Genomic DNA, 23,793 nt, shown 5'->3' on the forward strand with positions numbered 1-23,793 from the left:
GACCCGAAAATCGGGTCGTATACGGTCGTCTCCAGCGCTGCGGCTGCTCACAGCGGCTGGCGCGCTGGTCAACATCTGGATAACCTCGGCGGACGAGGGTGGACAAGCCACCGTCGGCCACCGACGGGCTGTCGACTGGAAGGGACACACGTCATGGTGAGCGAGCCGTCGCGATCCGCGGTGAAACGCGAACGGGTCCGCGACTACCTGATGGAACTCGTCGAGTCCTGCGCCCCCGGCGACCCGATCCCCTCGGAACGCACGCTGTGCGAGCAACTCGGCGTCTCCCGGCCGACGTTGCGCTCCGCGGTGGACGAACTGGTCACCACCGGGCTGCTGGTGCGCGAGCACGGCCGCGGGATGTTCGTCGCCCGCGCCAAGATCACCCAGGAACTCGCGCCGGCCCGCGACGCCTACCGCCTGCCGCAGGCGTCGGGCACCTGGGCCAGCCGCGTCCTGGAGTTCACCACCGTGCAGGCGGGCGCGCGCGTCGGCCGCCGGCTGCACATCTCACCGGCGGCGGAGATCACGTACATCGCGCGGCTGCGGCTCGTCGACGACGAGCCCATGGCCATCGAGTACCTGCACGTGCCCGCCGCGCTCGTGCCCGGACTCGGCCCCGGCGACATGGAGTCCGGCGACTTCTACGACTTCCTGCGCGAGCGGCACGGGGTGCGGGTGCACGAGGCCGTGCAGTCCATCGAGCCCACCGTCACCAACGAGGAGGAGGCGCGGCTCATCGGGGTGCCGGTGCTGTCGCCCGCGCTGCTCTTCGAGCGGCTCACCAAGGACGTGGACGGGCGCCCCGTGGAGTACGTGCACTCCGTCTACCGCGGCGACCGCTACCGCATCGTCTCCCGGCTCGCCCTCGGCGACGGCCCCCCGGCGGCGGGCCCGCGCCTCTCCGCGGCCGAGCACCACCCCGGCATCCCCCCGGGCGACCTCCGTGCCCGCCGCGAGGTCCCCGCGACCACCTCGGGGGACGTCCAGCCCGGATAGCCGGCCACTCGGCGGCGGTCCCGCAGGGCCGCCCTCAGGGCACGCCCGCGGGCCGCGAGAAGAGCAGCGGGTCCACCGTGAGGGACGTCGCGCCCAGGGGCTCCGACAGGCGGCGCAGCGCGCTGGGGGAGAGCCGGATCCACGGCTGGCAGGGCCCCAGCGCCGCCCGCAGCCGCCGGTCCGACGTGAAGGCCACCGCTGTACGGCCCCCCGCGGGGGTGCGCCACAGCCGGACGACGAGCCCGGCGGGCCCGGAGCGTACCGGGACGTACAGCGGCCGCACGCTGGCTTCCATGGCCTCCACCGTAGCCGCGGGCCCGTGCCGCGCCCCGTGGCGCGACGGCCGTCCGGGTGAGGGGCCCGCGGACACGGGACCGCCCCGCCGGCGCGCGGGGGACGCGACCGACGGGGCGGTGGTGTGTTGGGGGGCCGGTGTCGCCGGGTGTCCCGTCCCCACGATGACCCGGCTGCCGGCCCCCGGCCCGGTACCGTCCGCTCAGGCGGTACCGGGTGTTCCGGGGAGCCCGGGGCTTGCGCCCCGGTGGCTCACATGTGGACGGCGGCGACCGCCTCGCCGCCGGCCGGCGGGGTGGTGCGCCCGCTGCGGTACATGAGCGCCGCGAGGATGCCGCCGACCAGGAAGAAGCCCGCCGACCACCAGTAGGCCGTGGCGTAGCTGTGCAGCGCCGCGTTCGCCTTGGCCATCGGGCCGGTGTGGTCGGCCAGGTACGCGGTCAGCGCGCTGGCGGCCAGCGTGTTCAGCAGCGCGGTACCGATCGAACCGCCCACCTGCTGCATGGTGTTGACGGCCGCGGAGGCCACACCCGCGTCCTGCTCGGCGATCCGCTCGGTGGCCACGCTCATCGCGGCGGGCATCACCAGGCCGATACCGAAGCCGGTCACCAGCAGCGGCGGCAGCACGTTCGCGGCGTAGCTGCTGGTCAGGCCCAGGTTGGTCATCCAGGCCATGCCGCCGGCCGCCAGCACCATGCCGGACGTCACGATCCAGCGCGGGCCGAACTTCGGCAGCAGCGTGTTCGTGGTGAGCTGCGCCGCGACCATCAGGGCGCCGATCATCGGCAGGAACGCCAGACCGGTCTTGACCGCGTCGTACCGCAGGGTCAGCTGGAGGTAGTACGTCAGGAAGAGGAAGACGCCGAACATACCCGCGCCGGAGATGGCCAGCACCGTGAAGGAGGCGCCGCGGTTGCGGTCCAGCAGCACGCGCATCGGCAGCAGCGGGTGCGCGATCCGGGTCTGCCACCAGCTGAAGACGGCCACCAGCAGCGCGCCGCCGCCCAGGAAGCCCCAGGTCAGCGGGGAGCTCCAGTCGTGCGTCTCGGCGTTGGAGAAGCCGTAGACGATGCCGAAGAGGCCGACGGTGACCAGCAGGGTGCCGGGGATGTCCAGCCGCTGCCGGTCGGCGGGCGCGCCCTTGCGCAGCAGCATCATGCCGCCGATGAACGCGACGACCGCGAAGATCAGGTTGACGTAGAGCGTCCAGCGCCAGTTGAGGTTCTTGGTCAGCACGCCGCCGAGCAGCAGGCCGACACCGCCGCCGGCGCCGGCGATGGCGCCGTAGATGCCGAACGCCTTCGCGCGCTCCTTCACATCGGTGAAGGTCGTGTTGAGCAGCGACAGCGCCGCCGGGGCGAGCAGGGCGCCGAACAGGCCCTGGAGGGCGCGGCCGGTGACCAGCACCTCGAAGTTCTGGGCGGCGCCGGCCAAGGCGGAGGCGCCCGCGAAGCCGACCACGCCGACGAGGAAGACGATTCTGCGGCCGATGAGGTCCGCGAGGCGGCCGCCCACGAGCAGCAGCGAGCCGAAGGACAGCGAGTAGGCGGTGACGATCCACTGCCGGTTGCCGTCGGAGAACTTCAGGGCCTCCTGGGCGGAGGGCAGGGCGATCGTCACGACGGTGGCGTCGAGCACCACCATGAGCTGGGCGATGGCGATGACGGCCAGGACCCACCAGCGGTGGTTGGCCCGCTCGGTGGGCGCGGGCGCGCCGCCGGAGGTGCCCGGCGCGGACTTCGTGAGCCGGTCGACGGGGACGTCGGCCGCGGACTGGGATGACATCAGGCGGAGCTCCCGGGCTGGGACGTAGGGCTGTACGGCAGTACCGCAGGAAAAACGAAACGGTTTCGTACTCGAACGACGTTACGTCGGCCCTTATCGAAACGCAAACGTTTCGCTGACGCCCGGTGTGTGCGCCTGATCACATGCCCCGTGACCAGGTCCTACGAGTCGGCGCGCCCCGTCACGGCGACCGCCACGCCCAGGCCGATCATCGCCAGGCCGCCCGTCCCGCCCACCGCCGCGAGCCGCCGCGGGGACGAGGCGAACCAGGTGCGCGCGGCCGACGCGGTCAGCGCCCACATGCTGTCGAAGAGCAGCGCGATGACCGTGAACACGAGGCCGAGCAGCAGCATCTGCTCGTGCACGCGGCCCGCGCCGCGGTCCACGAACTGCGGCAGGACGGCGGCGAAGAACACCATCGTCTTGGGGTTCGTGGCACCCACGACAAAGCCTTCCCACAGCGTACGCACATCGCTGCGGCGCGCCGCCGGGGCCCCCTCCGCGGAGCCTTCCCCGCCCACGGCCCCGGCCAGCACCCGGCGCTGCCGGAAGGCCTTCACGCCGAGGAAGACCAGGTAGGCCGCGCCGGCCAGCTTGAGTGCGGCGAACAGCGCGACGGAGCGCGACACGAGCTCGCCGAGGCCGATCGCGACGGTCGCGCTCAGCACGTAGGCGCCGATCGCGTTGCCGAGCACGCTTCCCAGGGCGGTGCGCCGCCCGTGCGCGAGTGCTCGTCCGAGCACGAACAGGACGCTCGGTCCCGGGATCAGGACCAGCACGACCGACATCGCGGCGAAGCCGCCCACTCTTTCGAGGCTCACGCCTCGCACGCTACATGCGCTCTTCCGCTGCGCGCGCCCTGTTTTCGCAACGGGCTGCCACGTGCGGTGGCATACGCGATCGTCCGCCGGTGGTGGGCTGGTCGCGCAGTTCCCCGCGCCCCTACAAACGCTCACCCTGCGCAGCGAGGGTAACCATCAGGGGCGCGTGGGGGCACCTCCCGGGCGGAGCCTGGGGGAGAACTGCGCGACCAGCCACGACGAAAGGGACGGTCCCGGGACGGCAGAAAGCGGCAGCCCGCAGGGCTGGAGGCGGGCCCCGCGGGGCTACGGCAGAAGGCCCGAGCGCCGGGCCGAGGTCACGGCCTCGAGGCGGGTGTGGGCGCCGAGCTTGCGCATGGCCGACTTCAAGTAGGACTTGACCGTCTCGGGCTGGAGCCGCAGCCGCGCAGCGGCCCCCGCGTTGGTCGCGCCGGAGGCGATCGCCGCGAGGACGTCCAGCTCACGCGCGGTGAGCTGGGCGACCGGCGCGCGCCGCGCCGGCGCCGCCGGCACCGCCGCGGAGGCCAGCCGCGCGCACGCGGCCAGCAGTTCGCGCCGCAGCCCCGGGTCGCCGATGCGGACGGCGAGCCCGCGCAGCTCGCGGTGCGCGTCGCGGACCTCCTCCCACGCCCGCGGGTTGGCCGTGACGACCGGCGGCTGGCAGGACGCCAGCAGCCGCCGCGCCTCGTCCCGCGCCACGATCGCCTGCTCCAGGTCGCGGGCGGCGTCCATCGCGGCGGCGAGCGGGCGGTCGCCGATCATGCAGGCCTCCCGCAGCGCCCCGTAGAGCACCCCGCGGACCTGCCGGTGGACGACGATCGGCACGGCGAGCACCGAGCGCAGCCCCTCGCCGGCGACGGCGGCGTCGTACTCGTGGCTGATGGTGCGCGAGGAGCCGTAGTCGGTGACGGCGTACGGCCGCCGCAGGGCCAGCGTCTTGCCGCCGAGGCCGTTGCCCGTGCGCACCTGGAGCCCGCGCAGCGACTCGGTGTCGGCGCCGGACAGCTCGGTGATCCGGAAGTACGCCGCACCGGGCTGCGACACCAGCCCGCCGAACGTCACGGGCAGCATGGCCGACCTGCGCATCCGCAGGAGTGCTGCCCGTACGTCCACGGCTTCTCCGGCGCTGCCGTCCACCGCACCACCTCCTCACCCCCGTCCGGGGGTAGTGAGACCCACGTCACTCGCGCACGATGCTACCGAGAGCACGTGCATGAGGAGGACACATGGCCGTATCGGACGCGACCGGGGCATTCCGGGCTGCTCGGGACGTTTTGCTGCGGCACCGTGAGGACTACGAGGCGGCCGTGGCGGCTTTCCGCTGGCCCGAACTGCCGCGGTTCAACTGGGCTTTGGACTGGTTCGACGTGATCGCCGCGGGCAACGACCGCCCCGCCCTGTGGATCGTGGAGGAGGACGGCACCGAGGCGATGATCTCCTTCCGGGAGATGTCCGACCGCTCCGACCGGGTCGCCTCCTGGCTGCGCGCCCGCGGGGTGCGGGCCGGCGACCGGGTGCTGCTGATGCTCGGCAACCAGGTCGAGCAGTGGGAGTGCGCGCTCGCGCTCATGAAGCTGCGGGCCGTGATGATCCCGGCGACGCCGCTGCTGGGCCCTGCCGACCTGCGCGACCGCATCGACCGGGGCGGGGTCCGGCACGCCGTGGTGCGGGCCGCGGACACCGCGAAGTTCGACGGGGTGCTGGGCGACTGGACCCGGATCGCGGTGGGCGGCGCGCAGGCGCCCTGGCTGGCGTACGAGGAGGCGTACGCGGTCCCGCCCGGCTTCACCCCGGACGGGCCCACGGCCGGGACCGACGCGCTGCTGCTGTACTTCACGTCCGGCACCACCGCGCAGCCCAAGCTCGTCGAGCACACCCACACCTCGTACCCGGCCGGGCACCTGGCCACGATGTACTGGATCGGGCTGCGGCCCGGCGACGTGCACCTCAACATCTCCTCGCCGGGCTGGGCCAAGCACGCCTGGTCGAGCCTGTTCGCGCCGTGGAACGCCGAGGCGACCGTCTTCGTGCACAACTACACGCGCTTCGACCCGGCGCGGCTGATGGCGGAGATGGAGCGCTGCGGGGTGACGAGCTTCTGCGCGCCGCCCACCGTGTGGCGGATGCTCATCCAGGCCGATCTGAGCCTGCTCGCGACCCCGCCGCGGGAGGTCGTCGCGGCGGGCGAGCCGCTCAACCCCGAGGTGATCGAGCACGTACGGCGGCTGTGGGGGGTGCTGATCCGGGACGGCTTCGGCCAGACCGAGACCGCCGTGCAGGTCGCCAACACCCCCGGGCAGCTGGTCAAGGCCGGTTCGATGGGCCGCCCCACGCCCGGCTACACCGTCGCGCTGGTCGACCCGGTGACGGGCGAGCCCGGCGACGAGGGCGAGATCTGCCTCGACCTGGCCGCCCGCCCGGTGGGCCTGATGACCGGCTACGCGGGCGACCCCGAGCGCACCGCGCAGGCCATGGGCGGCGGCTACTACCGCACGGGCGACATCGGCCGCCGGGACACGGACGGCTACATCACGTACATCGGCCGCTCCGACGACGTCTTCAAGTCCAGCGACTACAAGATCAGCCCGTTCGAGCTGGAGAGCGCGCTGCTGGAGCACGAGGCGGTCGCGGAGGCCGCGGTGGTGCCCGCCCCGGACGAGCTGCGGCTGTCGGTCCCCAAGGCGTACGTGGTGCTCGCCGAGGGCTGGGAGCCGGACGGGGCGACCGCCAAGGCGATCTTCGCGCACTCCCGCTCGGTCCTGGCGCCGTACAAGCGGATCCGGCGGCTGGAATTCGCGCCGCTGCCGAAGACGGTGTCCGGCAAGATCCGCCGGATCGAGCTGCGGGAGGCGACGATGCACGACGGCAGCGCCGAATTCCGCGAGGAGGACTTCCGCTGACCGCGCCGGCCGCCGGTCCGCCGCTCCACTCGACGGGGCGGGGAGAGCCGAGTCACACTTGACGGTGTTCACCGGACCGGCGGACCGCGGGCGCGCCGGGGCCGACGGGCGAGCCGAGGGAGGCCTGGGTGGACGTGCCGGAGCACCCGGAGGCGCCGCGCTCCCGTGGCGGGCCCGAGCCGTCGTACGCGCACGGCACCGGCACGACGGCCCTGCTCGGCGACACCGTCGGCCGCAACCTGGACCGCGCGATCGCCGCCCACCCGGACCGGGAGGCGCTCGTCGACGTGCCGAGCGGGCGGCGCTGGACGTACGCGGAGTTCGGCCGCGCGGTCGACGAGGTGGCCCGTGGGCTCGTCGGGCGCGGGGTGCGCAAGGGCGACCGGGTCGGCATCTGGGCGGTCAACTGCCCGGAGTGGGTGCTGGTGCAGTACGCCACCGCCCGGCTCGGCGCGATCATGGTGAACGTCAACCCGGCCTACCGGCTGCACGAACTGGCCTTCGCGCTGCGGCAGTCGGGCGTCTCGCTGCTGGTCGCCTCCACCGAGCACCGCGGCACCGACTACCGCGCGATGGCCGCCGAGGTGCACGGGAGCTGCCCGGACCTGCGCGAGACGGTGCACATCGGCGACGGCTCGTGGCAGGCCCTGCTCGCCGCGGGCGCGGACGTCGACGAGGACCTGCCGGCCGCCGCCGAGGCGACGCTCAGCTGCGACGACCCGGTCAACATCCAGTACACCTCGGGCACCACGGGCTTCCCCAAGGGCGCCGTGCTGTCCCACCACAGCATCCTCAACAACGGCTACTTCGTGGGCGAGACGGTCGGCTACACCGAGCAGGACCGCATCTGCCTGCCGGTGCCCTTCTACCACTGCTTCGGCATGGTGATGGGAAATCTCGCCGCCACCTCGCACGGCGCCTGCGTCGTCATCCCCGCCCGCTCCTTCGACCCGGCCGCGACGCTGCGCGCGGTGGAGCAGGAGCGCTGCACCTCGCTCTACGGGGTGCCGACGATGTTCATCGCCGAGCTGGCGCTGCCCGGCTTCGCCGACCACGACCTGAGCTCGCTGCGCACCGGCATCATGGCCGGGTCGCCGTGCCCGGTCGAGGTCATGAAGCGGGTGATGGGGGAGATGCACATGGCGGAGGTGTCGATCTGCTACGGCATGACCGAGACCTCCCCGGTCGCGACCCAGACCCGGCGCGACGACCCGGTCGGGCACCGCACCGCGACCGTGGGGCGGGCGCTGCCGCACATCGAGGTCAAGGTCGTCGACCCGGTCTCCGGTGTCACCCTGCCGCGCGGCAGCGCGGGGGAGCTGTGCACCCGCGGCTACTCGGTGATGCTCGGCTACTGGGCGGAGCCGGAGCGCACCGCCGAGGTGGTGGACGCCGCGCGCTGGATGCACACCGGCGACCTCGCGGTGATGCGCGAGGACGGCTACCTCGCGGTCGTCGGCCGGATCAAGGACATGATCATCCGCGGCGGCGAGAACGTCTATCCGCGCGAGGTCGAGGAATTCCTGTACGGCCACCCCAAGGTCTCCGACGTGCAGGTGGTCGGGGTGCCCGATCCCACGTACGGCGAGGAGGTCGCGGTGTGCGTCATCCCGCGCGACGCGGCCGACCCGCCGACGCTGGAGGACATCGCCGCCTTCTGCGAGGGGCGGCTCGCGCACTTCAAGATCCCCCGGCTGCTGCGCGTCATGGACGCCTTCCCGATGACGGTCAGCGGCAAGGTCCGCAAGGTGGAGCTGCGGACCGGCTTCGGCCCGGGGGAGCCCTGAGCGCCGGGCGTCACCGCGTCAGGACGGGTCGGGCGCGGGCGGGCCGGACTGGATGAGCGCGTCGGCCGCCGGGTTGACCGGCTGCGGTGTCCCCGTGAGGTCCATGACGAACAGCGGCACGCCCAACTGGTCCGCGCGCAGCCGCCCTTCGTGCGCGTAGCCGGCCAGCGAGAAGAACGCGCCGACCGCGTCCTCGTTGGCGCAGTTGAGCCACAGGCACTCGACGTCGCGCACCGCGGTCGGCTGGGTGCTCGGGTCGACCTGGGCGACCAGGCCCCGGCCGCGCAGGTCGATGCCGTTGGCCGTACGGTCGCCCGCGAGCCGCACGTCGGCGAAGCCGAGCCACTTCAGGTACTGGGCGGCGGCCGTGAGCGCGTCCCGCCCGGTGCGGATGGTGACCGGGCGGAAGGGCGGCCGGGAGGTCGTCGGCGGCGGTACGGTGCCGGCCGGCGCGGGCGCGCTGCCGCCGGGGGAGTGGAGCGGGCCGGGCGCGCCGGCCGCCTCGGGGTCGACGGGGAGCCGGATCAGCGCGCCGCAGGGACAGCCGAGTTCGGGCCGCGGCCACTGGTCGGTGCGCCCGCAGCCCGGGCAGCGCAGCCGCACCCACGACTCGTCCCACGAGCGGTGCAGGACCTCGACCGGGGGACCGCCGCGCAGCACCGGCAGGCACAGGGGCGCCCCGCACGGGCAGGGGTAGGTCGGCGCCGTGTACGTATGGTCACGGCGGCAGGCCGGGCAGCGCACCGGCACGCTCTCCGCTGCCATGGCGGTCACCACTTCCGATCGGTGTCGTCACCCCCATAGTGCAGGAATTCCCGCCTCCGGGTGAGCGGTTGGCGGGACCGCGGGTCGACCGGGCGGAACGCTGCGTCACCGACCGCGACCGCCGAGCGCCCCCGTCCGCCGCCCGTACCCGTCGGCGAGGATTAGGAATTGGCCGCGGAGGGTACTTCCTCTGAATTGACGGGGACTTGGTGATGCCGCCGGTAAAGCCGCCGCGCGAAGAACGGCTGGTTAACGTCGCATACACACGCCCGTAATATCTGCGAGCTATGTCCGATTACTCGCTTCCGTGCCGTGCGGAGCGGTCCGGTTGGTCCTGTTTGGTCACCGGGATTCGGTGAACGGGCAGGTGGCGCGTATCGCGCCGATCGCCGGCAAGAAATCGGCCACAATTGCTTGCCAAGGTAAAGAGCACTGCCGTACTGTCCTCCGTGACCGCGAACGGCCTGATCGGCCGGGGTTGTCCGCTCCGCCTCCGAGCACACCCGGGAGGCGGTGGCCGTGGTCGTACGGGGCTACGGGGATGGTGGTGTGGTGGTCTGGCACAACACGCTCGAAAACGGTCTCAAAAACAGCACGGGATTAGCGCCGGAGAATACGGGGCGGCTGCCGCAAGCCGCAGGTCACACCCGTTTCACGGTACTCGGAATGCTGGCGGTGGCGGACGGCAGCGAATCCGTGGTGCTTCAGCCCTCGCGGCCTGCGGCACTGCTGGCTGCATTGCTGCTGAATGCGAATTCGGTGGTCTCGGTCGAATTCCTGCAGCGCGTCATCTGGGGCGACGAGACACCCGCCCAGGGCAAGTCCGCGCTGCACAGCTGCGTTCTGCGCTTACGCCGGCTGTTCGGGAAGTACGGCATCTCCGGCAATATGATCGAGGCGGTGCCCGGTGGTTACCGGCTCACCGCGGACGCCGGGACGCTGGACCTCGTCCGCTTCCGCGAACTCCTCGGCTCCGCCTACGACGCGGCCGACCCGGAGGCCGAACTCGGCCTGCTGCGTGCCGCGCTGGCGCTGTGGCAGCCGCCGCTGCTCACCAATGTCCCCTCGGAGCTGCTGCACCGCGACGAGCTGCCGCGGCTCCAGGAGGAGTGGCTGCGCGCCATCGAGCGTGTCTTCGACCTCGAACTGGAGTGCGGCAGGCATCGCGAGGTGCTCGCCGAGATCGGCTCCACCGCCCGCGCGCATCCGCTGCACGAGCGCTTCACCGAGCAGTTGATGGAGGCGCTGGACCGGACGGGCCGCCGCGCGGAGGCACTTGCGGAATACCGGCGGCTGAAGTCGCATCTCGCGAGCGCGCTGGGCGTCGACCCGGGCCCCGCGTTGCAGCGGCTCGAACTGGCCATTCTGCGCGGTGAGTCGCCGGGCAGCGCCGGGACCCGGCCGCCACGCCGGGAGCCGCCGCCCGCATCCGGCGCCGCGGCGTCCCCCGGGCCCGCCGAGCCGGTTCCCGACGAGGCCGTGGACGGCGGCCTGGTGCTGGACAGCCTCGTCGGCGCGGGGCTCCTGGAGGAGGGGCCGCGCGGGCGCTACCGCGTGCACGAGCTGCTGCGGGTCTTCACCCGCGCGGCCGCGGCGGGCGGCGTCGGCGCGGGCCCGCCCGCCACGAGCACCCCCGGCCCGGCCCCGCCGCCGGTCGCGCAGCCCCCCGGCCCCCCGGCGGCACCCCGCGCCGAAGCCCCCGGCACCTCCGCCGCCCCCGGCGACCGGAGCCCCGTGCCCCCGGCGCCCGCCCGCGACGGGCGCCCCACCACCGAACCGCAGCGGCCCCCGGCCGCAGGACCGCACCCCACGGAGGCGTGACTGACATGGCGTCCACCTACGACGAACTCGCCGGCACCAGGCCGCGGATCCGCCGCGACGTCCTCTACACCCAGACGCCCACCGGCGTGCACTTCCACAACGCGCGCGGCGGCTTCAGCGTCGTCATGCCCTCCGCCTACCGCTTCGCGACCGTCATCGTCCCGCACCTCACCGGCGACCACACCGTGGCCGACCTCTGCAACGGCCTCGGCGACAAGCAGCGCGACATGGTCGTCCAGCTCGTCGGCACGCTCTACGCGCGTGGCTTCGCCCGCGCCGCCGAGCCCGCGCAGGACGCCCCCGACGCGGTGGGCGACACGGTCGCCGAGCGCTTCGCCGCCCAGATCGACTACATCGACCACTACACCGACGGCGCCGCCGACCGCTTCCGCCGCTTCCGGCAGACCCGGGTCGCGGTGCTGGGCGAGGACGCCGTCGCCCGCTGGGCCGCGCTCAGCCTGATACGCAACGGCTGCGCCGCCGTCGCCGTACCGCGCGCCCTCGACCGCCCCGGCAGCGGTCTCGCCGACGTCCTCGGCGAGGCAGCCGCCCTGCGCGAGGCCGGCTGCCTCGCCGACGTCACCCTGCTCGACCTCCCGCCCGGCGCCCCCACCTGGGACGACCTCGACGGATACGACCTGGTGCTGCTCACCGGGCCGCACGGCCCGCGCCGCCTCGCCCCGCTGCTGGACGCCGGGATCCCCGCCGGGCGCACCGTGCTGCCCGCCTGGCCCTACGGCGACAGCGTCGTCATCGGCCCGCTCATGACCCGCGACGGCAGCGGCTGCTGGACCTGCGCGGCGCTGCGGCTGGGCGCCAACGGCGACCCGGGCGCCGCCGCCGACCTGTGGAGCGCCGCGGCGCCCGGCGGCCCGTACGACCCGGCCGCCCAGGGCCTGGCCGGGCCGCTCGCCGCGATGGTCGGCAACCTGCTGGGCTACGAGGTCTTCCGCCGCACCACCGGTGTGCTGCCCGCCGAGACCGAGAACCAGCTGCTCATCCAGCACACCGACTCCCTCGACACCGTCGCCGAGCCGCTGCTGCCGCACCCCCGCTGCCCGCACTGCGCACCCGCCGAGCCCACCGCCGAGACCCCCGTGCGGCTGGCCGACCTGCCGGGCGCCGCGGCCACCGGCGACGGCGCCGTCTCGCCGCTCGGCGGGCCGGTCGGCAGCGGCGCCGAGGAGGAGGACGCCGCGCAGGCCGCGCTCGCCGAGATCTCCGGCCGCTCGGTGCTCGTCCAGCCGCGCGCCGGGGTCTTCGGCGCCTACGCCGACGAGGACTGGACGCAGACACCGCTCAAGGTGAGCACGGTGGCGCTCGGCACCGGCCACCGGGAGCGCCGCGAGATCACCGCCTTCGACATCCACCACGTCGCCGGGGCCCGGCTGCGGGCGCTGCTGCGCGCCGCCGAGGTCTACGGCGAGCACGTGGTGCCCGTGCGGCACGCGCTCACCGGGCCGGAGTTGGAGGCCGCGCGCGGCAAGTGGCGCACGGTCGGGGCGGACGCGCTCGCCATCTCCTCGGGGCTGGGCGAGCCCGCCGAGCCGGTCGCGCGCTGGTGCCCGGTCACCTCGCTGCTCAGCGGCGAGACGGTGCTCGTGCCCGCGGCGGCGTTGCGGCCGTTCGGCCCGGACAACCAGGCGCGAACGGTCGAGGCCACGTCGGCGGGCAACGGCGCCGGGACGACGCCGGCCGCCGCCGTCGCCCGCGCCCTGCGCACCGCCCTCGCCCACGACACGCTGCGCCGCGCGCTGCGCGGCACCGCCGAGGTGCGCCTCCTGGCCCCGGAGGAGGACGGCGACGACGCCGAGCTGACCTTCCTCTTCCGCTCCGCCGCCGGGCTCGGCGCGGGCCTTGAGGTCCTGGACCTCGGTGGCGGCGCCCTGCCGGTCGTGCTCGCCCGGACCGCCGACCCGGCGGGCGGCGCGCCGCGCTGGACCGTCGCAGCGGGGCTGCGCCGCCGTGACGCGCTGCTGGCCGCCGTACGCGACCTGCTCGGCGCCGTGCAGACCGGCGCGCCGGACCTCGGCGACCCGCTGCTCGCCGACCTCGACCCGGCAGCCCTCGCGGTGACCGCCGAGGCGCCCCCGGCCGCCGACACGACCTGGCCCGAGGCCGCCGCCGCCCTGCGCGCCGCGGGCCGCGACATCCTCACGACCCCGGCCGACACCCCCGACCTGACCGCGGGCCGCATCCACACCGCCCGCGTCCTCCTCACCCTCCCCGAGCCCCGCGCATGACCCGCTCCTTGCCTGCGGCGGCTGGGGGTCCCGTGGCCCCGGATGCCCCTGCCGTCCCGGCGGCCGGGTCCGCGCCTGCGGTGCCCGGGCCTGCGGCGGCCGGGCCTGCGGCGGCCGGGCCTGCGGCGGCCGGGGCTGCCTCCGCGGCGTCTGGCCCTGCGCCCGTTCCTGCGGCGGCTGCGTCTGCGCCGGGCGCGCCTGCCTCTGGTGCGCCTGCGCCTGCGCCAGCCGGGCCTGCCCGCGAGGCGGTCGGGCCTGCACATGCGCTGCCTGCGGCAGCAGGCGCGGCGCGTGGCGGGCCGGACGGCGCATCCGAGGCCGTCGTTCCCGCAGGGTCTGCGCCCGCGCCGTCTGGGCTCGTGCTTGCGCCACCCGGGCCTGCGGCGCCCGCCCCCTCGCCATCCGGGCCCGCCCACGCGGCGACTGGGCTTGTCTATGACACACCCGCGGCAGCAGGCGCGGCGCGTGGCGGGCCGCACGGCACGTCCGACGCCGTCGTTCCCGCCGGGGCTGCCTCCGCAGCGTCCGGGCCTGCGCCTGCCCGCGAGGCGGTCGGGCCTGCACATGCGGTGCCCGCGGCAGCAGGCGCGGTGCGTGGCGGGCCGGACGGCGCGTCCGAGGCCGTCGTTCCCGCCGGGGCGGCCGGGGCTGCCTCCGCAGCATCCGCGCCTGCGCCTGCCCGCGCGGCGGTCGGGCCTGCACATGCGGCGCCCGCGGCAGGACGCGCGGTGCGTGGCGGGCCGGACGACGTCGTCGTTCTCGCCGAGGGGGCCCGTGTCGGGTACGGCGGGCCGCTCGATGCCTTCTGCCGCGGCCTCGGGGACCGTCTCGCCGCGAGCCTGCGCTCGTTGACGGGCGGGCACGGGCCCGAGGTGGTCGTCGGCGCGCTCGGCGTACGGGACGAGCTGGCGGTCGGCACCGCCGAGTCGGACGGGGCGGCGCCCCGCCCGCAGGCGGAGGCCACGGGCCGGTCGGCGCAGGACGACCCGGAACCACGCGCCCCGGGGGCGGACGGCGCGGGTCGGCCCGCGGGTCCGGACGCCCCCGGCGCGGAAGCGCCCCACCGCACCGTAGGCGTGCTGCGCTACGGGCACCTCGTTCTCGTCGGGCCGTTCGTGCCCGGCGGGGGAGCGGGGTGCGGGCGGTGCCTGGTGCGGCGGTGGCAGGGGGTGCGGGCGCGGGCGCTGCGGGAGGCGCTGGAGACCGGGGGCCCGACGCGGGCGGCGGGGGAGGGGCCGGTGGGCACGGCGTTCGGGGTCGACGCGGTCGCCGCGCTCGTCGCCGCGCACCGCGAGCGACCGGGCGGCGGGCGGCCGGGCAGCGGGCGGCACCCGTACGCCTTCCTCGTGGACGCCGAGACGCTGTGCGTGACGCGCTTCGCCTTCGTCCCCGACGCCGAGTGCCCGGACTGCGGGGTCCGCCCGCAGGACACCGCGGAGGGCGCCCGGCCCGACCTCGCGCCCGCGCCGAAACCCGCGTCCGACGTCTTCCGGCGGCGCCCGGCGGACGACTACGACGTGCCGTTCGAGGCCTTCGTCAACCCGGCGGCGGGCATGCTCGGGCCGTCCGTGGTGCCGGACCTCATCTCGGCGTCCACGTCCTCCACCGTGGGCTCGTTCCTGCTGCGCTCGGGCGACTACCTGCGCGAGTGCTTCTGGGGCGGGCACACCCCCCGCTACCGCTCCAGCGAGCGCGTCGGCCTGCTCGAGGGGCTCGAACGCTTCGCCGGGATGCGCCCGCGCGGCAAGCGCACCGCCGTCGTGGCCGCGTACGACGAACTCGCCGCCGCCCACACGCTCGTGGACCCGCGGCAGTGCGGCCTGTACGACGCCGCCTTCCACCGCGCGGAGCCCGGCGTGCGGCCCTTCGACCCGGCACGGCCGATCCCGTGGGTGTGGGGCTGGTCGCTGCGCGACCAACTGCCCGTGCTCGTACCGGAGATCCTGGTCTACTACCACGCCCCCGGCGGCCTGGAGCGGCGCTTCGTGCAGGAGAGCTCCAACGGCTGCGCCTCGGGCGGGAGTCTGGCCGAGGCCGTCTACCACGGGCTGATGGAGGTCGTGGAGCGCGACGCGTTCCTGCTCGCGTGGTTCGGGCAGGCCCGGCTGCCGGAGATCGACGCGAGCGGATCGCGCAGCCCGCAGACCCGGGCGATGATCGACCGGCTGGCGATGTACGGCTACCGGGCCCGCTTCTTCGACACCCGCGTCAGCTTCCCGATCCCGGTCGTGACGGCCGTCGCCGAGCGCGTCGACGGCGGCCTCGGCCGCCTGTGCTTCGGCGCGGGCGCGGGCCTGGACCCGGAGTCCGCGCTCGCGGGCGGGCTGTGCGAGATCGCCACCGACGCGGTCAACCTGCGGCGCAGGACCGCCCGCGACGAGCGGCGGCTGCGCGCGCTGGCCGCCGACTTCGACCGCGTGCAGGTGCTGCACGACCACCCGCTGCTCTACGGCCTGCCGGAGATGGCCGGCCACGCCGACTTCCTGCTGCGCGGCGACCGCCCGCGCGTCGCGCTCGCCGACCTCGCCACGACCGGCCCCGGCGCGCTCGCCCCGGGCGCCGACCTGCGCGACGACGTCGGGGCGTGCGTCGCGGCGGTCGCGAAGGCGGGCTTCGACGTTGTCGTGGTCGACCAGACCATGCCCGAGCAGCGCGACCTCGGCCTGCACACCGTGAGCGTCGTGGTGCCGGGCCTGCTGCCCATCGACTTCGGCTGGCGCCGCCAGCGCGCCCGCCACCTGCCCCGTACGCGTACGGCTCTGCGGGAAGCAGGCCTGCGCGACCGGGAGTTGAGCCCCGCCGACCTCAACCCGGCACCGCACCCCTTCCCCTGACCGCCCCCAGCCGCCAGCCGCACCGCACCGCCCGCGCAGAGAGGAAACGCCCGTGGGATTCGCCCATGAGTACGCGACCGCCATCGTCCGGCGGGGCCGTTATCCCATGGAGCCCGCCGACTTCGTACCCGACTGGGCCGACCGGCCGCGCAAGGGCAAGCACTTCCCCGGCGCTGCCGCCCTCCCGCTGCCGCAGGCGGTCACGGATCCCGAAGCGAGCGTGCAGCGCGGCCTGTTCGGACCGGGCGGCACCCAACCGGCGGGCACCGGCGGCGCCTTCACGCTGCCGCTGCTCGCCGGGATGCTCCAGGAGTCCTACGGCCTGGTCGGGCGGCGGCTCGCGGTGCAGGCCAACTCCGACCTCGGCACCCTGCCGATGTACACGCAGGCCAACTGGTCGCGCGGCAGCGCCTCGGGCGGCGGTCTCTACCCGGTCGGCGTGCACTGGGTCGCCGGGCCCTCCGGCCCGCTCACGCCCGGCGTCTACTACTACGACACCCCCCGCCACGCGGTGCGGCGGCTGCTCGCGGGCGACGTGAGCGGCGAGGTGCGCGCGGCACTCGGCGGCGGGGCGCGCCTCGCGGGCCACGACCACTTCCTGGTCCTGGGCGTGCGCTTCTGGCAGAACGCCTTCAAGTACAACAGCTTCTGCTACCACGTCGTGACGATGGACACCGGCGCGCTGCTGCAGACCTGGCGGATCTGGGCCGCGGCCCACGGGCTGCGCCTCGGCCCGGCGTTCTGGTTCGACGAGGCGCGGCTCGGCAGGCTGCTGGGCCTGGAGCAGGACGAGGAGGGCGTCTTCGCGGTCGTCCCGCTCGCCTGGGAGGGGGCCCCGGCGCCCGCCGCCGCGCCGCCCGCGGCCGCCCCGGAGCCGGGGAGCGCGGCGGCCCCCCGGGTGCGGCACGCCGACCAGGAGCGCTCGCGCGTCACCATGACCTTCGAGACCGTGCGGCGCATGCACGCCGCGACCCTCGACCGCGCCGCCGAGCGCCCGGCACCCGGCGCCCTGGACGCCGCGCTCGCACCGCCGGTGCCGGACGGCGGCGACCGCGTCGCGCTGCCCGCGCCGCGCCCGCTGGACACCCCGGTGAGCACCGCGCTGCGCGCCCGCCGCAGCAGCTTCGGCCGCTTCCAGGCCACGCGGCCGATGCCCGCCGAGGACCTGTCGACGGTACTGGCCGCGGTCGCCGCCGCGGGCACCCTCGACAGCGACGCCGAGACGCCGGGCGCGGGCTCGCTCAGCCGCAGCTACGTCTTCGCCAACCACGTGGACGGCGTCGCCCCCGGCACGTACCTGCACGACGCCCGGGACGGGACGCTGCGGCTGCTGAAGGCCGGGCCGTCGGGCGCCTTCCTCCAGGAGAACTACTTCCTGGCCAACTACAACCTGGAGCAGGCCGCCGCCGTCGTCGTGCCCGCCGCCCGCACCCACGCGGTGCTGGACGCCGTCGGCGACCGCGGATACCGGCTGGTCAACGCGGTGGTCGGCGGTATCTCGCAGGCCTTCTACACCGCGTCGGCCGCCGCCGGGCTGTCCTGCGGGGTGGCGCTCGGCTTCGACGCGATCTCCTTCACCGAGGAGCTGGAGCTGGACGCGACCGGCGAGGTGCCGCTGCTGATCATGATGATCGGCCACGAGCGCCCGCGCCCCGCCGGTTTCCGCCACGAGATCGCCTGACGCCGTGTACGGCGACGTATCCGACGACGACACGGGCCGGGCCGCCGAGCGGGCCCGGGCACAGAAGGGAGCGGCATGAGCGTCGACGACGCCGCGCCGGAAAGCGGGAACACCCCGCGGGAGTGGCAGCTGCACCGCCGCTTCATGCTGCGCGTGGCGGGGCTGCCGGTGGAGGCCGTGCACGCCCTGCGCAGCCCCGGAGCCCGCGACTGGGCCGCCGGGACGCTCGCCGCCGAGCGCGAAGTGGCGCGGCTCGCGGCGGAGTTGAACGACCCGCTGACGGCGCTGGTGACAGCGGTGCAGGACGGCGCGCCGCGCCGCGCTGTGCTCGCGCTGCGCCGCGCGGTCTTCAACGGCCGCCTGCCGCAGGACGTGGACGCCGTACGCGCGCTCGCCGCGGAAGCCGGAGAGGACACCGGCGGCCTGCTGCTGCGCTGGCTGGAGGCCCGGCTGCGGCTCGGCGAACTCGGCGGTGCGGGCGGCCCGCTGGTGGACGCCGAACTCGCCGCCGCCCGCGCCCGGTTGCGCGAACTGGCCGGTGAGGAGCGGCTGCGGCTCGGACTCGCGCTGGCCTCGCCGACGCTGGAGGGCCAACTCGACGCCTTCATGGCCGACACCGCGCCCGTCCCCGACAAGCGCGCCCGCAAGAAGGAGCGCTCGCTGCTGGCGTACCTCTACCGCACGGCGTGCAAGACCAGCCCGTTCAGCACCTTCACCGCCGTCGCCGAGGGCGGCTTCACCGCGGGCGCCGGGCCCGAGCTGCGCACCGGCGGCGGCTGGACGAGCCACCCGCGGCTCAACGTCGTGGTGCTGGCCCGCCTCGCCGAGCTGGTCGCCGCCGACCCCGTCCGGCGCGGCGACCTGCCCGTCGCCTTCTCGGCGGGCTGGGAGGTCGACGAGGACCGCATCCGCTACGTGCGCCGCTCGGTGACCGCGGGCGACGACAGCGCCGCCGTCAGCTTCGACGCGGCCCACGACCGGCTGTTCTTCCTGCGCAACAGCGGCACCCTGGAGCGGATGACCGCGCTCTTCCGTACGCGCGGGCGGCTGCGCCACGCCGAGCTGACCGGCTGGCTCACCGCGGAGACCGGCGCCGCGCCCGAGGACGCCGCCCACTACACGGCCACCCTGCTGGACCTCGGCATCCTCCAGATGACCGGCCTGGAGACGGACGTCCACACCGCCGACCCCTTGCGCTCCTTCGCCGCCGCGCTGCGCGCCCTGGAACGGCCCTGGGCCGAGCCGCTCGCCGCCCGGCTGGACGGCGCCGCGGCGCTCGTCGACCGCTACCCGGCCGCCGACGCCGCCGGCCGCCGCGCGCTGCTCGCCGAGCTGCGCCGCGACCTGCTCGCCGCGCAGACCGACCTCGGTGCGCAGAACCCGTCACTGCCGCAGACGCTGGTCTACGAGGACGTCCGCGAGGACGGCGTCACCGCCGACCTCGCCGCGTGGGAGGAGCTGGCCGCCGCCCCGCTGCACGAACTGCACGGCATCCTCCCGGCGTTCGACGTGGCGCTCCCGCAACGGCTCACCCTCAAGGGCTTCTTCCTCGCCCGCCACGGGCGCGGCGGGCGCTGCGACGACCTGCTGCGGCTCGTCCACGACTTCCACGAGGACATCTTCACCCAATACCTGCAATTCACCTCGACCAAGTCGCCCTGGGCGGCGGACGGCAGCCCCGCCCCGGAGGAGAACTGGCTCGGCATGCCCGAGGTCGCCGCGCTCGACCGGGCCCGTGCGGAATTCACCCGCCGCATGCGCGAGGCCTGGGCCGCGCACCCCGACGGGGAGCCCGAACTGCGCCTGGACGAGGACACGGTGGCAGCCGTTGCCGAGGAACTCGCCCCCCTCGGACGCCCGTTCGCCCCGCACAGCCACTTCCTCCAGCTCGCCCGGCGCGACGGCGACCCGCTCGTGGTGCTCAACAACTCCTACGGCGGCCTCGCCTTCCCCTTCACCCGCTTCACCCACTGCTTCGACGACACCGCCGCGCACGGCGTCCCCGACGCCGTCCCCGCCGAAGGGCTCACCGAACGGCTGCGCGCACAACTGCGCGCATGGCAGCCGCCCGGCGCGGTCTTCGCCGAGATCACCGCGGGCTCGGCCACCACCAACCTCAACCTGCACGGCCGCCTCACCGACTACGAGATCGTCTGCCCCGGCGAGACCAGCACCGCCCCGCCCGAGGCCCGCATCGACCTCGACGACCTCTACGCCGAGCACGACGACGACGCCGACCGGCTCGTCCTGCGCTCCCGGCGGCTGGACGCCGAGGTCGTCCCGCTCTACCTCGGGTATCTCGTGCCCATGGTGCTGCCCGAGGTGCCGCGCACCCTGCTGCTGCTCTCGCCCACCTCGCGCGCCTCCGTCGACGCCTGGCGCGGTGTGCCCGAGGCCCCCGCCCGCGCCGGGGTGACGGCACGGCCCCGGGTCCGCTACCGCAGCCTCGTCCTGCACCGCAGGTCCTGGACGGCCGCGCCCGGCGCGCTGCCGGCCCGCCCGGCGGGCACGGACGAGGCCGGCGCCTACCTCGCCTGGCAGCGCTGGCGGCACGAACACGGCCTGCCCGCCCGGGCCTTCGCCACCGTCCACGAGGAACGCGCCGCGGACGCGGGCGGCTTCGGCGCCGTCTTCGGCGGATCCAAGCCGCACTACGTCGACTTCGACAGCCCGCTGTCGCTCCTCGCGCTGCACGCCCTCACCGACGGCGGCCGGCACAAGGCGGTCTTCGAGGAGATGCTGCCGGGCGAGGACGAGCTGCACGTGCGCTCCCCGCGCGGCCACCACGTCGCCGAACTGGCCGTGGAAATCGTCCCCCGCACGGCGCGCCCCGCCGCCGCGGCCCGGCCAGGAAGGCAGGAGCCCGCCGTATGACCACCCAGGACACCACCCGCGCCGCCCACGACACGGCCCCCGGCCCCGCCGCCGCGCCGGGGGCGCGCGGCGCGTGGCAGGCCTACCACGTCTTCTACGCCGCGAGCCCGCGGCCCTTCCTGCAGCGCTGCGCGCGCCCGCTGGTCGCCGAACTCACCGCGGAAGGACTGCTGGAGGGCTGGTTCTTCATCAACTACTGGCTGGAGGGCCCGCACATCCGGCTGCGGCTGCGCCCCTCCTCGCCGGACGCCTCCGCCGCGGTCGCCGAGCGGGCCACCGCCGCGATCGATGCCTTCCTGCACGAGCGCCCGGCGCTCTACGAGGTCAAGGGCGGCTTCATGGCCGACCTCTACCAGACGCTCTTCGCGCTGGAATACCCCGGCGGCGCGCCCGAGGGCCTGGTCGACACCGAAGGCCACATGAAGCTGCGGCCCAACAACTCCTTCAGCCCCGAGCCCTACGAACCGGAGTACGGCAAGTACGGCGGCCCCGCCGGGGTGGAGCTGGCCGAATGGCACTTCCAGCGCTCCAGCGAGCTGGTCTCGGGCGCCGCGGGCTCGATGAACCTGCACCTGCGGACCGTACTGCTGGGCGTGGCCGCGCAGTTGATGATGACCATGTCCGGCTGCCTGCTGCGCGAGGAGGACGCGCTGCTCGGCTTCCTCGACCGCTACCACGACTTCTGGAATTCGGCCTTCGCCACCACCAACTACACCGCGCAGGACGGCTACGACCGCGCCTACCGCACGATGGAGGCGCTGCCCGAGCGCTTCCAGCACATCCGCGCCGCTGTCGCCGAGCCCGCGCCCGAGCGGCTGCCGAGCCTGCTCGCCGGCTGGGCCGAGCACTGCCTCGACCTGCGCGAGCGCGTCGTGGCCCTGGCCCAGGGCGGCGACCTCGTCTTCCGCTCCTGGGACGGCACGCGCGACCTGCCCGTCGACGACCCCGGCCAGGCACTGCCGATGCTGCTGTCGCCGTACATGCACATGACCAACAACCGGCTGTCGGTGTCCGTACGCGACGAGGCCTTCCTCTCCTACGTCCTGGCCCGCGCGCTGCGCGAGCCCCGCCCCACGGCGGCGCCATGACCGCCGCGACCACGGCCCTGCTCGCCGCGCGCCCCGCGCTGCGCCCCGGCATCCTCGTCGGCCCCCCGCTGACCCGCGGCCCCGCCGTCGTCCACCTCCTGAAGGACCCCGAGACCGGAGTGCGGCTGGAGGTCGGCCCGAAGGAGCACTTCATCATCGCCCGCCTCGACGGCACCCGCTCCCTCGGCGAGATCGGCACGGAATACGCCGCGCACTTCGGCGCGCGGCTCGGGGACGCGCAGTGGGGCCGGATGATGCGGCTGCTCGGCACGCGGCAGCTGCTGGCGGTGCCGTCCGCGGCGGCGGCCGCACGCGACGCCGAGGCCGCCTCGGCCGCCCGCCCCGGACGGCGCGCACACGGCGCCGGCCCCGCCGCGGGGGCGCCGGGGTATGCCGCCGGGGCCGTGCGCGGTGGTGGCCGGGGCGCGGGCACGCCGGGCTACCCCGCCGGGGCCGTGCACGGGGGCGGGGCCGCCGCACCTGCCGGTCAACGCCCGTGGGGCGCGAGCCTGTTCGGCGGGCGGACGCGGATGGTCGCCGACACCCCCGCGCTCATGGACCGGCTGCACGCCGCCACCGGCTTCGCCCGCCGCCGGGCCGTCCTCGCCGGGCTGCTCGCGCTGTCCCTCGCCGTGGTCGCCGCCGTTGCCGCACGGCTCGGCGAACTGATCGACCAGACGCGCGAGTTGTACCACCAGCCCGTCGCGCTCGCCGCCGTCGGCTGCGTGCTGTGGGTGAGCCTGGGGCTGCACGAGATCGCGCACGGCCTCGTCGCACGCGCGTACGGGCTGCGGGTCGGCGAGATCGGCCTGCGGCGGGTGTGGGGCGTCATGACGTACCTGTACTGCGAGGTCGAGGACGTGCAGTTCCTCACCCGGCGCGGCCGCCAGATCGCGGTGGCGGCGGCGGGCGCGGTCGCCAACCTGCTCTTCCTGGTGCCCTTCTGGCCGGTCTGGGCGCTGCTCCCGGACCACGCCCAGGCCCTCCCCTTCCTCGGCGGCCTGCTCCTCCTCGGCACCGCGATGGCCCTCCTCAACCTCGTCCCCCTCCCCCCGCTCGACGGCTACAAGGCCCTCGGCTACGCCCTCGGCACCCTCCGCCTGGCGACCGAGAGCCGCACCTTCCTGACCCTGGCGGCCCGCGCGGTCCGCTCGCCGCGGGGGCTGGAGGAGCCCGCGGGCGCGGGCGGGGCACCACCGGCCGCGCCGGGCGCCGCGCAGTCCGCCGCCCGGACGGCTGACGGTTCCGGCGTTGCCGGGACGGGGAGCGCGCCGGGTGCGGCGCCCGCAGGCGGTGCGGCGTCGCCCGCGTCGGCTGACGGCTCCGGCGTCGCCGGGATGGGGAGCGCGCCGGGTGCGGCGCCCGCAGGCGGTGCGGCGTCGCCCGCGTCGGCTGCGGGGCGCGGGGCTGACGGTTCCGGCGTCGCCGGGACGGGGAGCGCGCCGGGCGCCCCGCGTGCGGGCACGGCTCCCGCCGGTGGACCCGGAGGGCCCGGCCCCGTACCCGCCGCCGGTGCGGGGCGTCCGCAAGCACCGGACGCCCGGGCCCAGCTGCGGCGCTACCCCGCGCGGCTGCGCGCGCTCTACGCCGGGTACGGCGTCCTCTGCGCGCTGCTCGCGCTCGCCGTGCTCGCGGGCTTCGGCCTGATGTGCCGGGCCGTCCTGCCGGAGGGCTGGCGCGGCTGGTCGGCCTTCCTGCCCGCAGCGGTGATCGCCGCGGCCTGGCTGCTGCGGCTCGTCGGCCTGCGCTTCGCGGCCCGCCGCCCGCAGCCCGCCGCAGCGTCCGCACCGGCGGGCGCGGCCCGTGGGACGGGTGCGGGCCCCGGGCGCGCGACCCCGGCCGCCGCCCCCGGCGGGTCGGGCCCGGACGGCGACCCGCGCGGGCATCTTGCGCGGGCGCCC

At 75.5% G+C, this 23,793-nt stretch carries 14 protein-coding genes; 9 read left to right on the forward strand and 5 right to left on the reverse strand.

Features of this window, described 5'->3' with window-relative positions:
- The first annotated feature begins 153 nt into the window (after nt 1-153).
- Complete coding sequence (locus tag ACH4SL_RS05245) at nt 154-999, forward strand: GntR family transcriptional regulator (protein WP_398442055.1); 846 nt, start codon at nt 154-156, stop codon at nt 997-999.
- Nucleotides 1,000-1,033: 34 nt separating this feature from the next.
- Here the strand turns inward: ACH4SL_RS05245 and ACH4SL_RS05250 are convergent, their stop codons facing one another.
- The 4 genes from ACH4SL_RS05250 to ACH4SL_RS05265 form a co-directional block, all read right to left on the reverse strand.
- Nucleotides 1,034-1,294: an SAV_915 family protein gene (locus tag ACH4SL_RS05250; protein WP_398442056.1), complete on the reverse strand. Its 261-nt coding sequence runs from the start codon at nt 1,292-1,294 to the stop codon at nt 1,034-1,036.
- A gap of 251 nt (nt 1,295-1,545) precedes the next feature.
- The gene (locus ACH4SL_RS05255; protein WP_398442057.1) at nt 1,546-3,078 is read right to left on the reverse strand and encodes an MFS transporter; all 1,533 of its coding nucleotides are present in this window, start codon (nt 3,076-3,078) and stop codon (nt 1,546-1,548) included.
- Nucleotides 3,079-3,239: 161 nt separating this feature from the next.
- Nucleotides 3,240-3,866: a LysE family translocator gene (locus ACH4SL_RS05260; RefSeq protein ID WP_398442680.1), complete on the reverse strand. Its 627-nt coding sequence runs from the start codon at nt 3,864-3,866 to the stop codon at nt 3,240-3,242.
- Between the two features lie 318 nt (nt 3,867-4,184).
- Nucleotides 4,185-4,985 (reverse strand): LuxR C-terminal-related transcriptional regulator, encoded by an 801-nt coding sequence (locus ACH4SL_RS05265; RefSeq protein WP_398442681.1) that lies wholly within the window; start codon nt 4,983-4,985, stop codon nt 4,185-4,187.
- Between the two features lie 140 nt (nt 4,986-5,125).
- Between ACH4SL_RS05265 and ACH4SL_RS05270 the strand changes: the two genes are divergently transcribed.
- Together ACH4SL_RS05270 and ACH4SL_RS05275 are read left to right on the forward strand one after the other, a co-directional pair.
- The gene (locus ACH4SL_RS05270) at nt 5,126-6,799 is read left to right on the forward strand and encodes an AMP-binding protein (protein WP_398442058.1); all 1,674 of its coding nucleotides are present in this window, start codon (nt 5,126-5,128) and stop codon (nt 6,797-6,799) included.
- Between the two features lie 128 nt (nt 6,800-6,927).
- A complete protein-coding gene (locus tag ACH4SL_RS05275; protein ID WP_398442059.1) occupies nt 6,928-8,586 on the forward strand; it encodes an AMP-binding protein in 1,659 nt (552 codons plus the stop codon).
- An 18-nt stretch (nt 8,587-8,604) separates the two neighbouring features.
- Here ACH4SL_RS05275 and ACH4SL_RS05280 read toward each other — a convergent pair whose 3' ends face one another.
- The gene (locus ACH4SL_RS05280) at nt 8,605-9,351 is read right to left on the reverse strand and encodes a hypothetical protein (RefSeq protein WP_398442060.1); all 747 of its coding nucleotides are present in this window, start codon (nt 9,349-9,351) and stop codon (nt 8,605-8,607) included.
- Nucleotides 9,352-10,017: 666 nt separating this feature from the next.
- Here ACH4SL_RS05280 and ACH4SL_RS05285 point away from each other — a divergent pair.
- The 6 genes from ACH4SL_RS05285 (at nt 10,018) to ACH4SL_RS05310 (ending at nt 21,892) form a co-directional block, all read left to right on the forward strand.
- Nucleotides 10,018-11,172 carry a BTAD domain-containing putative transcriptional regulator gene (locus tag ACH4SL_RS05285; RefSeq protein WP_398442061.1) on the forward strand — a complete coding sequence of 385 codons (1,155 nt, stop codon included), beginning with the start codon at nt 10,018-10,020 and terminating at the stop codon, nt 11,170-11,172.
- Between the two features lie 5 nt (nt 11,173-11,177).
- Nucleotides 11,178-13,415: a TOMM precursor leader peptide-binding protein gene (locus ACH4SL_RS05290; protein ID WP_398442682.1), complete on the forward strand. Its 2,238-nt coding sequence runs from the start codon at nt 11,178-11,180 to the stop codon at nt 13,413-13,415.
- A 728-nt stretch (nt 13,416-14,143) separates the two neighbouring features.
- Nucleotides 14,144-16,249 carry a TOMM precursor leader peptide-binding protein gene (locus ACH4SL_RS05295; RefSeq protein WP_398442062.1) on the forward strand — a complete coding sequence of 702 codons (2,106 nt, stop codon included), beginning with the start codon at nt 14,144-14,146 and terminating at the stop codon, nt 16,247-16,249.
- A gap of 52 nt (nt 16,250-16,301) precedes the next feature.
- Nucleotides 16,302-17,930: a nitroreductase family protein gene (locus ACH4SL_RS05300; protein ID WP_398442063.1), complete on the forward strand. Its 1,629-nt coding sequence runs from the start codon at nt 16,302-16,304 to the stop codon at nt 17,928-17,930.
- A 75-nt stretch (nt 17,931-18,005) separates the two neighbouring features.
- On the forward strand, nt 18,006-20,804 hold the full coding sequence (locus ACH4SL_RS05305) for a lantibiotic dehydratase (protein WP_398442064.1): 2,799 nt from the start codon (nt 18,006-18,008) through the stop codon (nt 20,802-20,804).
- On the forward strand, nt 20,801-21,892 hold the full coding sequence (locus ACH4SL_RS05310) for a lantibiotic dehydratase C-terminal domain-containing protein (RefSeq protein WP_398442065.1): 1,092 nt from the start codon (nt 20,801-20,803) through the stop codon (nt 21,890-21,892). Before ACH4SL_RS05305 ends, ACH4SL_RS05310 begins: the two co-directional genes overlap by 4 nt.
- Nucleotides 21,893-23,793 lie beyond the last annotated feature (1,901 nt).

Origin of the sequence: Streptomyces sp. NPDC021020 (genome assembly GCF_044333285.1) — a bacterium.
Lineage (GTDB): Bacteria > Actinomycetota > Actinomycetes > Streptomycetales > Streptomycetaceae > Actinacidiphila.

What these genes read in the sequence shown, in the direction of transcription:
- ACH4SL_RS05245 (WP_398442055.1), top strand. Translation starts at nt 154, where the DNA reads ATGGTGAGCGAGCCGTCGCGATCCGCGGTGAAACGCGAACGGGTCCGC.
- ACH4SL_RS05250 (WP_398442056.1), bottom strand. Translation starts at nt 1,294, where the DNA reads ATGGAAGCCAGCGTGCGGCCGCTGTACGTCCCGGTACGCTCCGGGCCC.
- ACH4SL_RS05255 (WP_398442057.1), bottom strand. Translation starts at nt 3,078, where the DNA reads ATGTCATCCCAGTCCGCGGCCGACGTCCCCGTCGACCGGCTCACGAAG.
- ACH4SL_RS05260 (WP_398442680.1), bottom strand. Translation starts at nt 3,866, where the DNA reads ATGTCGGTCGTGCTGGTCCTGATCCCGGGACCGAGCGTCCTGTTCGTG.
- ACH4SL_RS05265 (WP_398442681.1), bottom strand. Translation starts at nt 4,985, where the DNA reads ATGCGCAGGTCGGCCATGCTGCCCGTGACGTTCGGCGGGCTGGTGTCG.
- ACH4SL_RS05270 (WP_398442058.1), top strand. Translation starts at nt 5,126, where the DNA reads ATGGCCGTATCGGACGCGACCGGGGCATTCCGGGCTGCTCGGGACGTT.
- ACH4SL_RS05280 (WP_398442060.1), bottom strand. Translation starts at nt 9,351, where the DNA reads ATGGCAGCGGAGAGCGTGCCGGTGCGCTGCCCGGCCTGCCGCCGTGAC.
- ACH4SL_RS05285 (WP_398442061.1), top strand. Translation starts at nt 10,018, where the DNA reads ATGCTGGCGGTGGCGGACGGCAGCGAATCCGTGGTGCTTCAGCCCTCG.
- ACH4SL_RS05290 (WP_398442682.1), top strand. Translation starts at nt 11,178, where the DNA reads ATGGCGTCCACCTACGACGAACTCGCCGGCACCAGGCCGCGGATCCGC.
- ACH4SL_RS05305 (WP_398442064.1), top strand. Translation starts at nt 18,006, where the DNA reads ATGAGCGTCGACGACGCCGCGCCGGAAAGCGGGAACACCCCGCGGGAG.
- ACH4SL_RS05310 (WP_398442065.1), top strand. Translation starts at nt 20,801, where the DNA reads ATGACCACCCAGGACACCACCCGCGCCGCCCACGACACGGCCCCCGGC.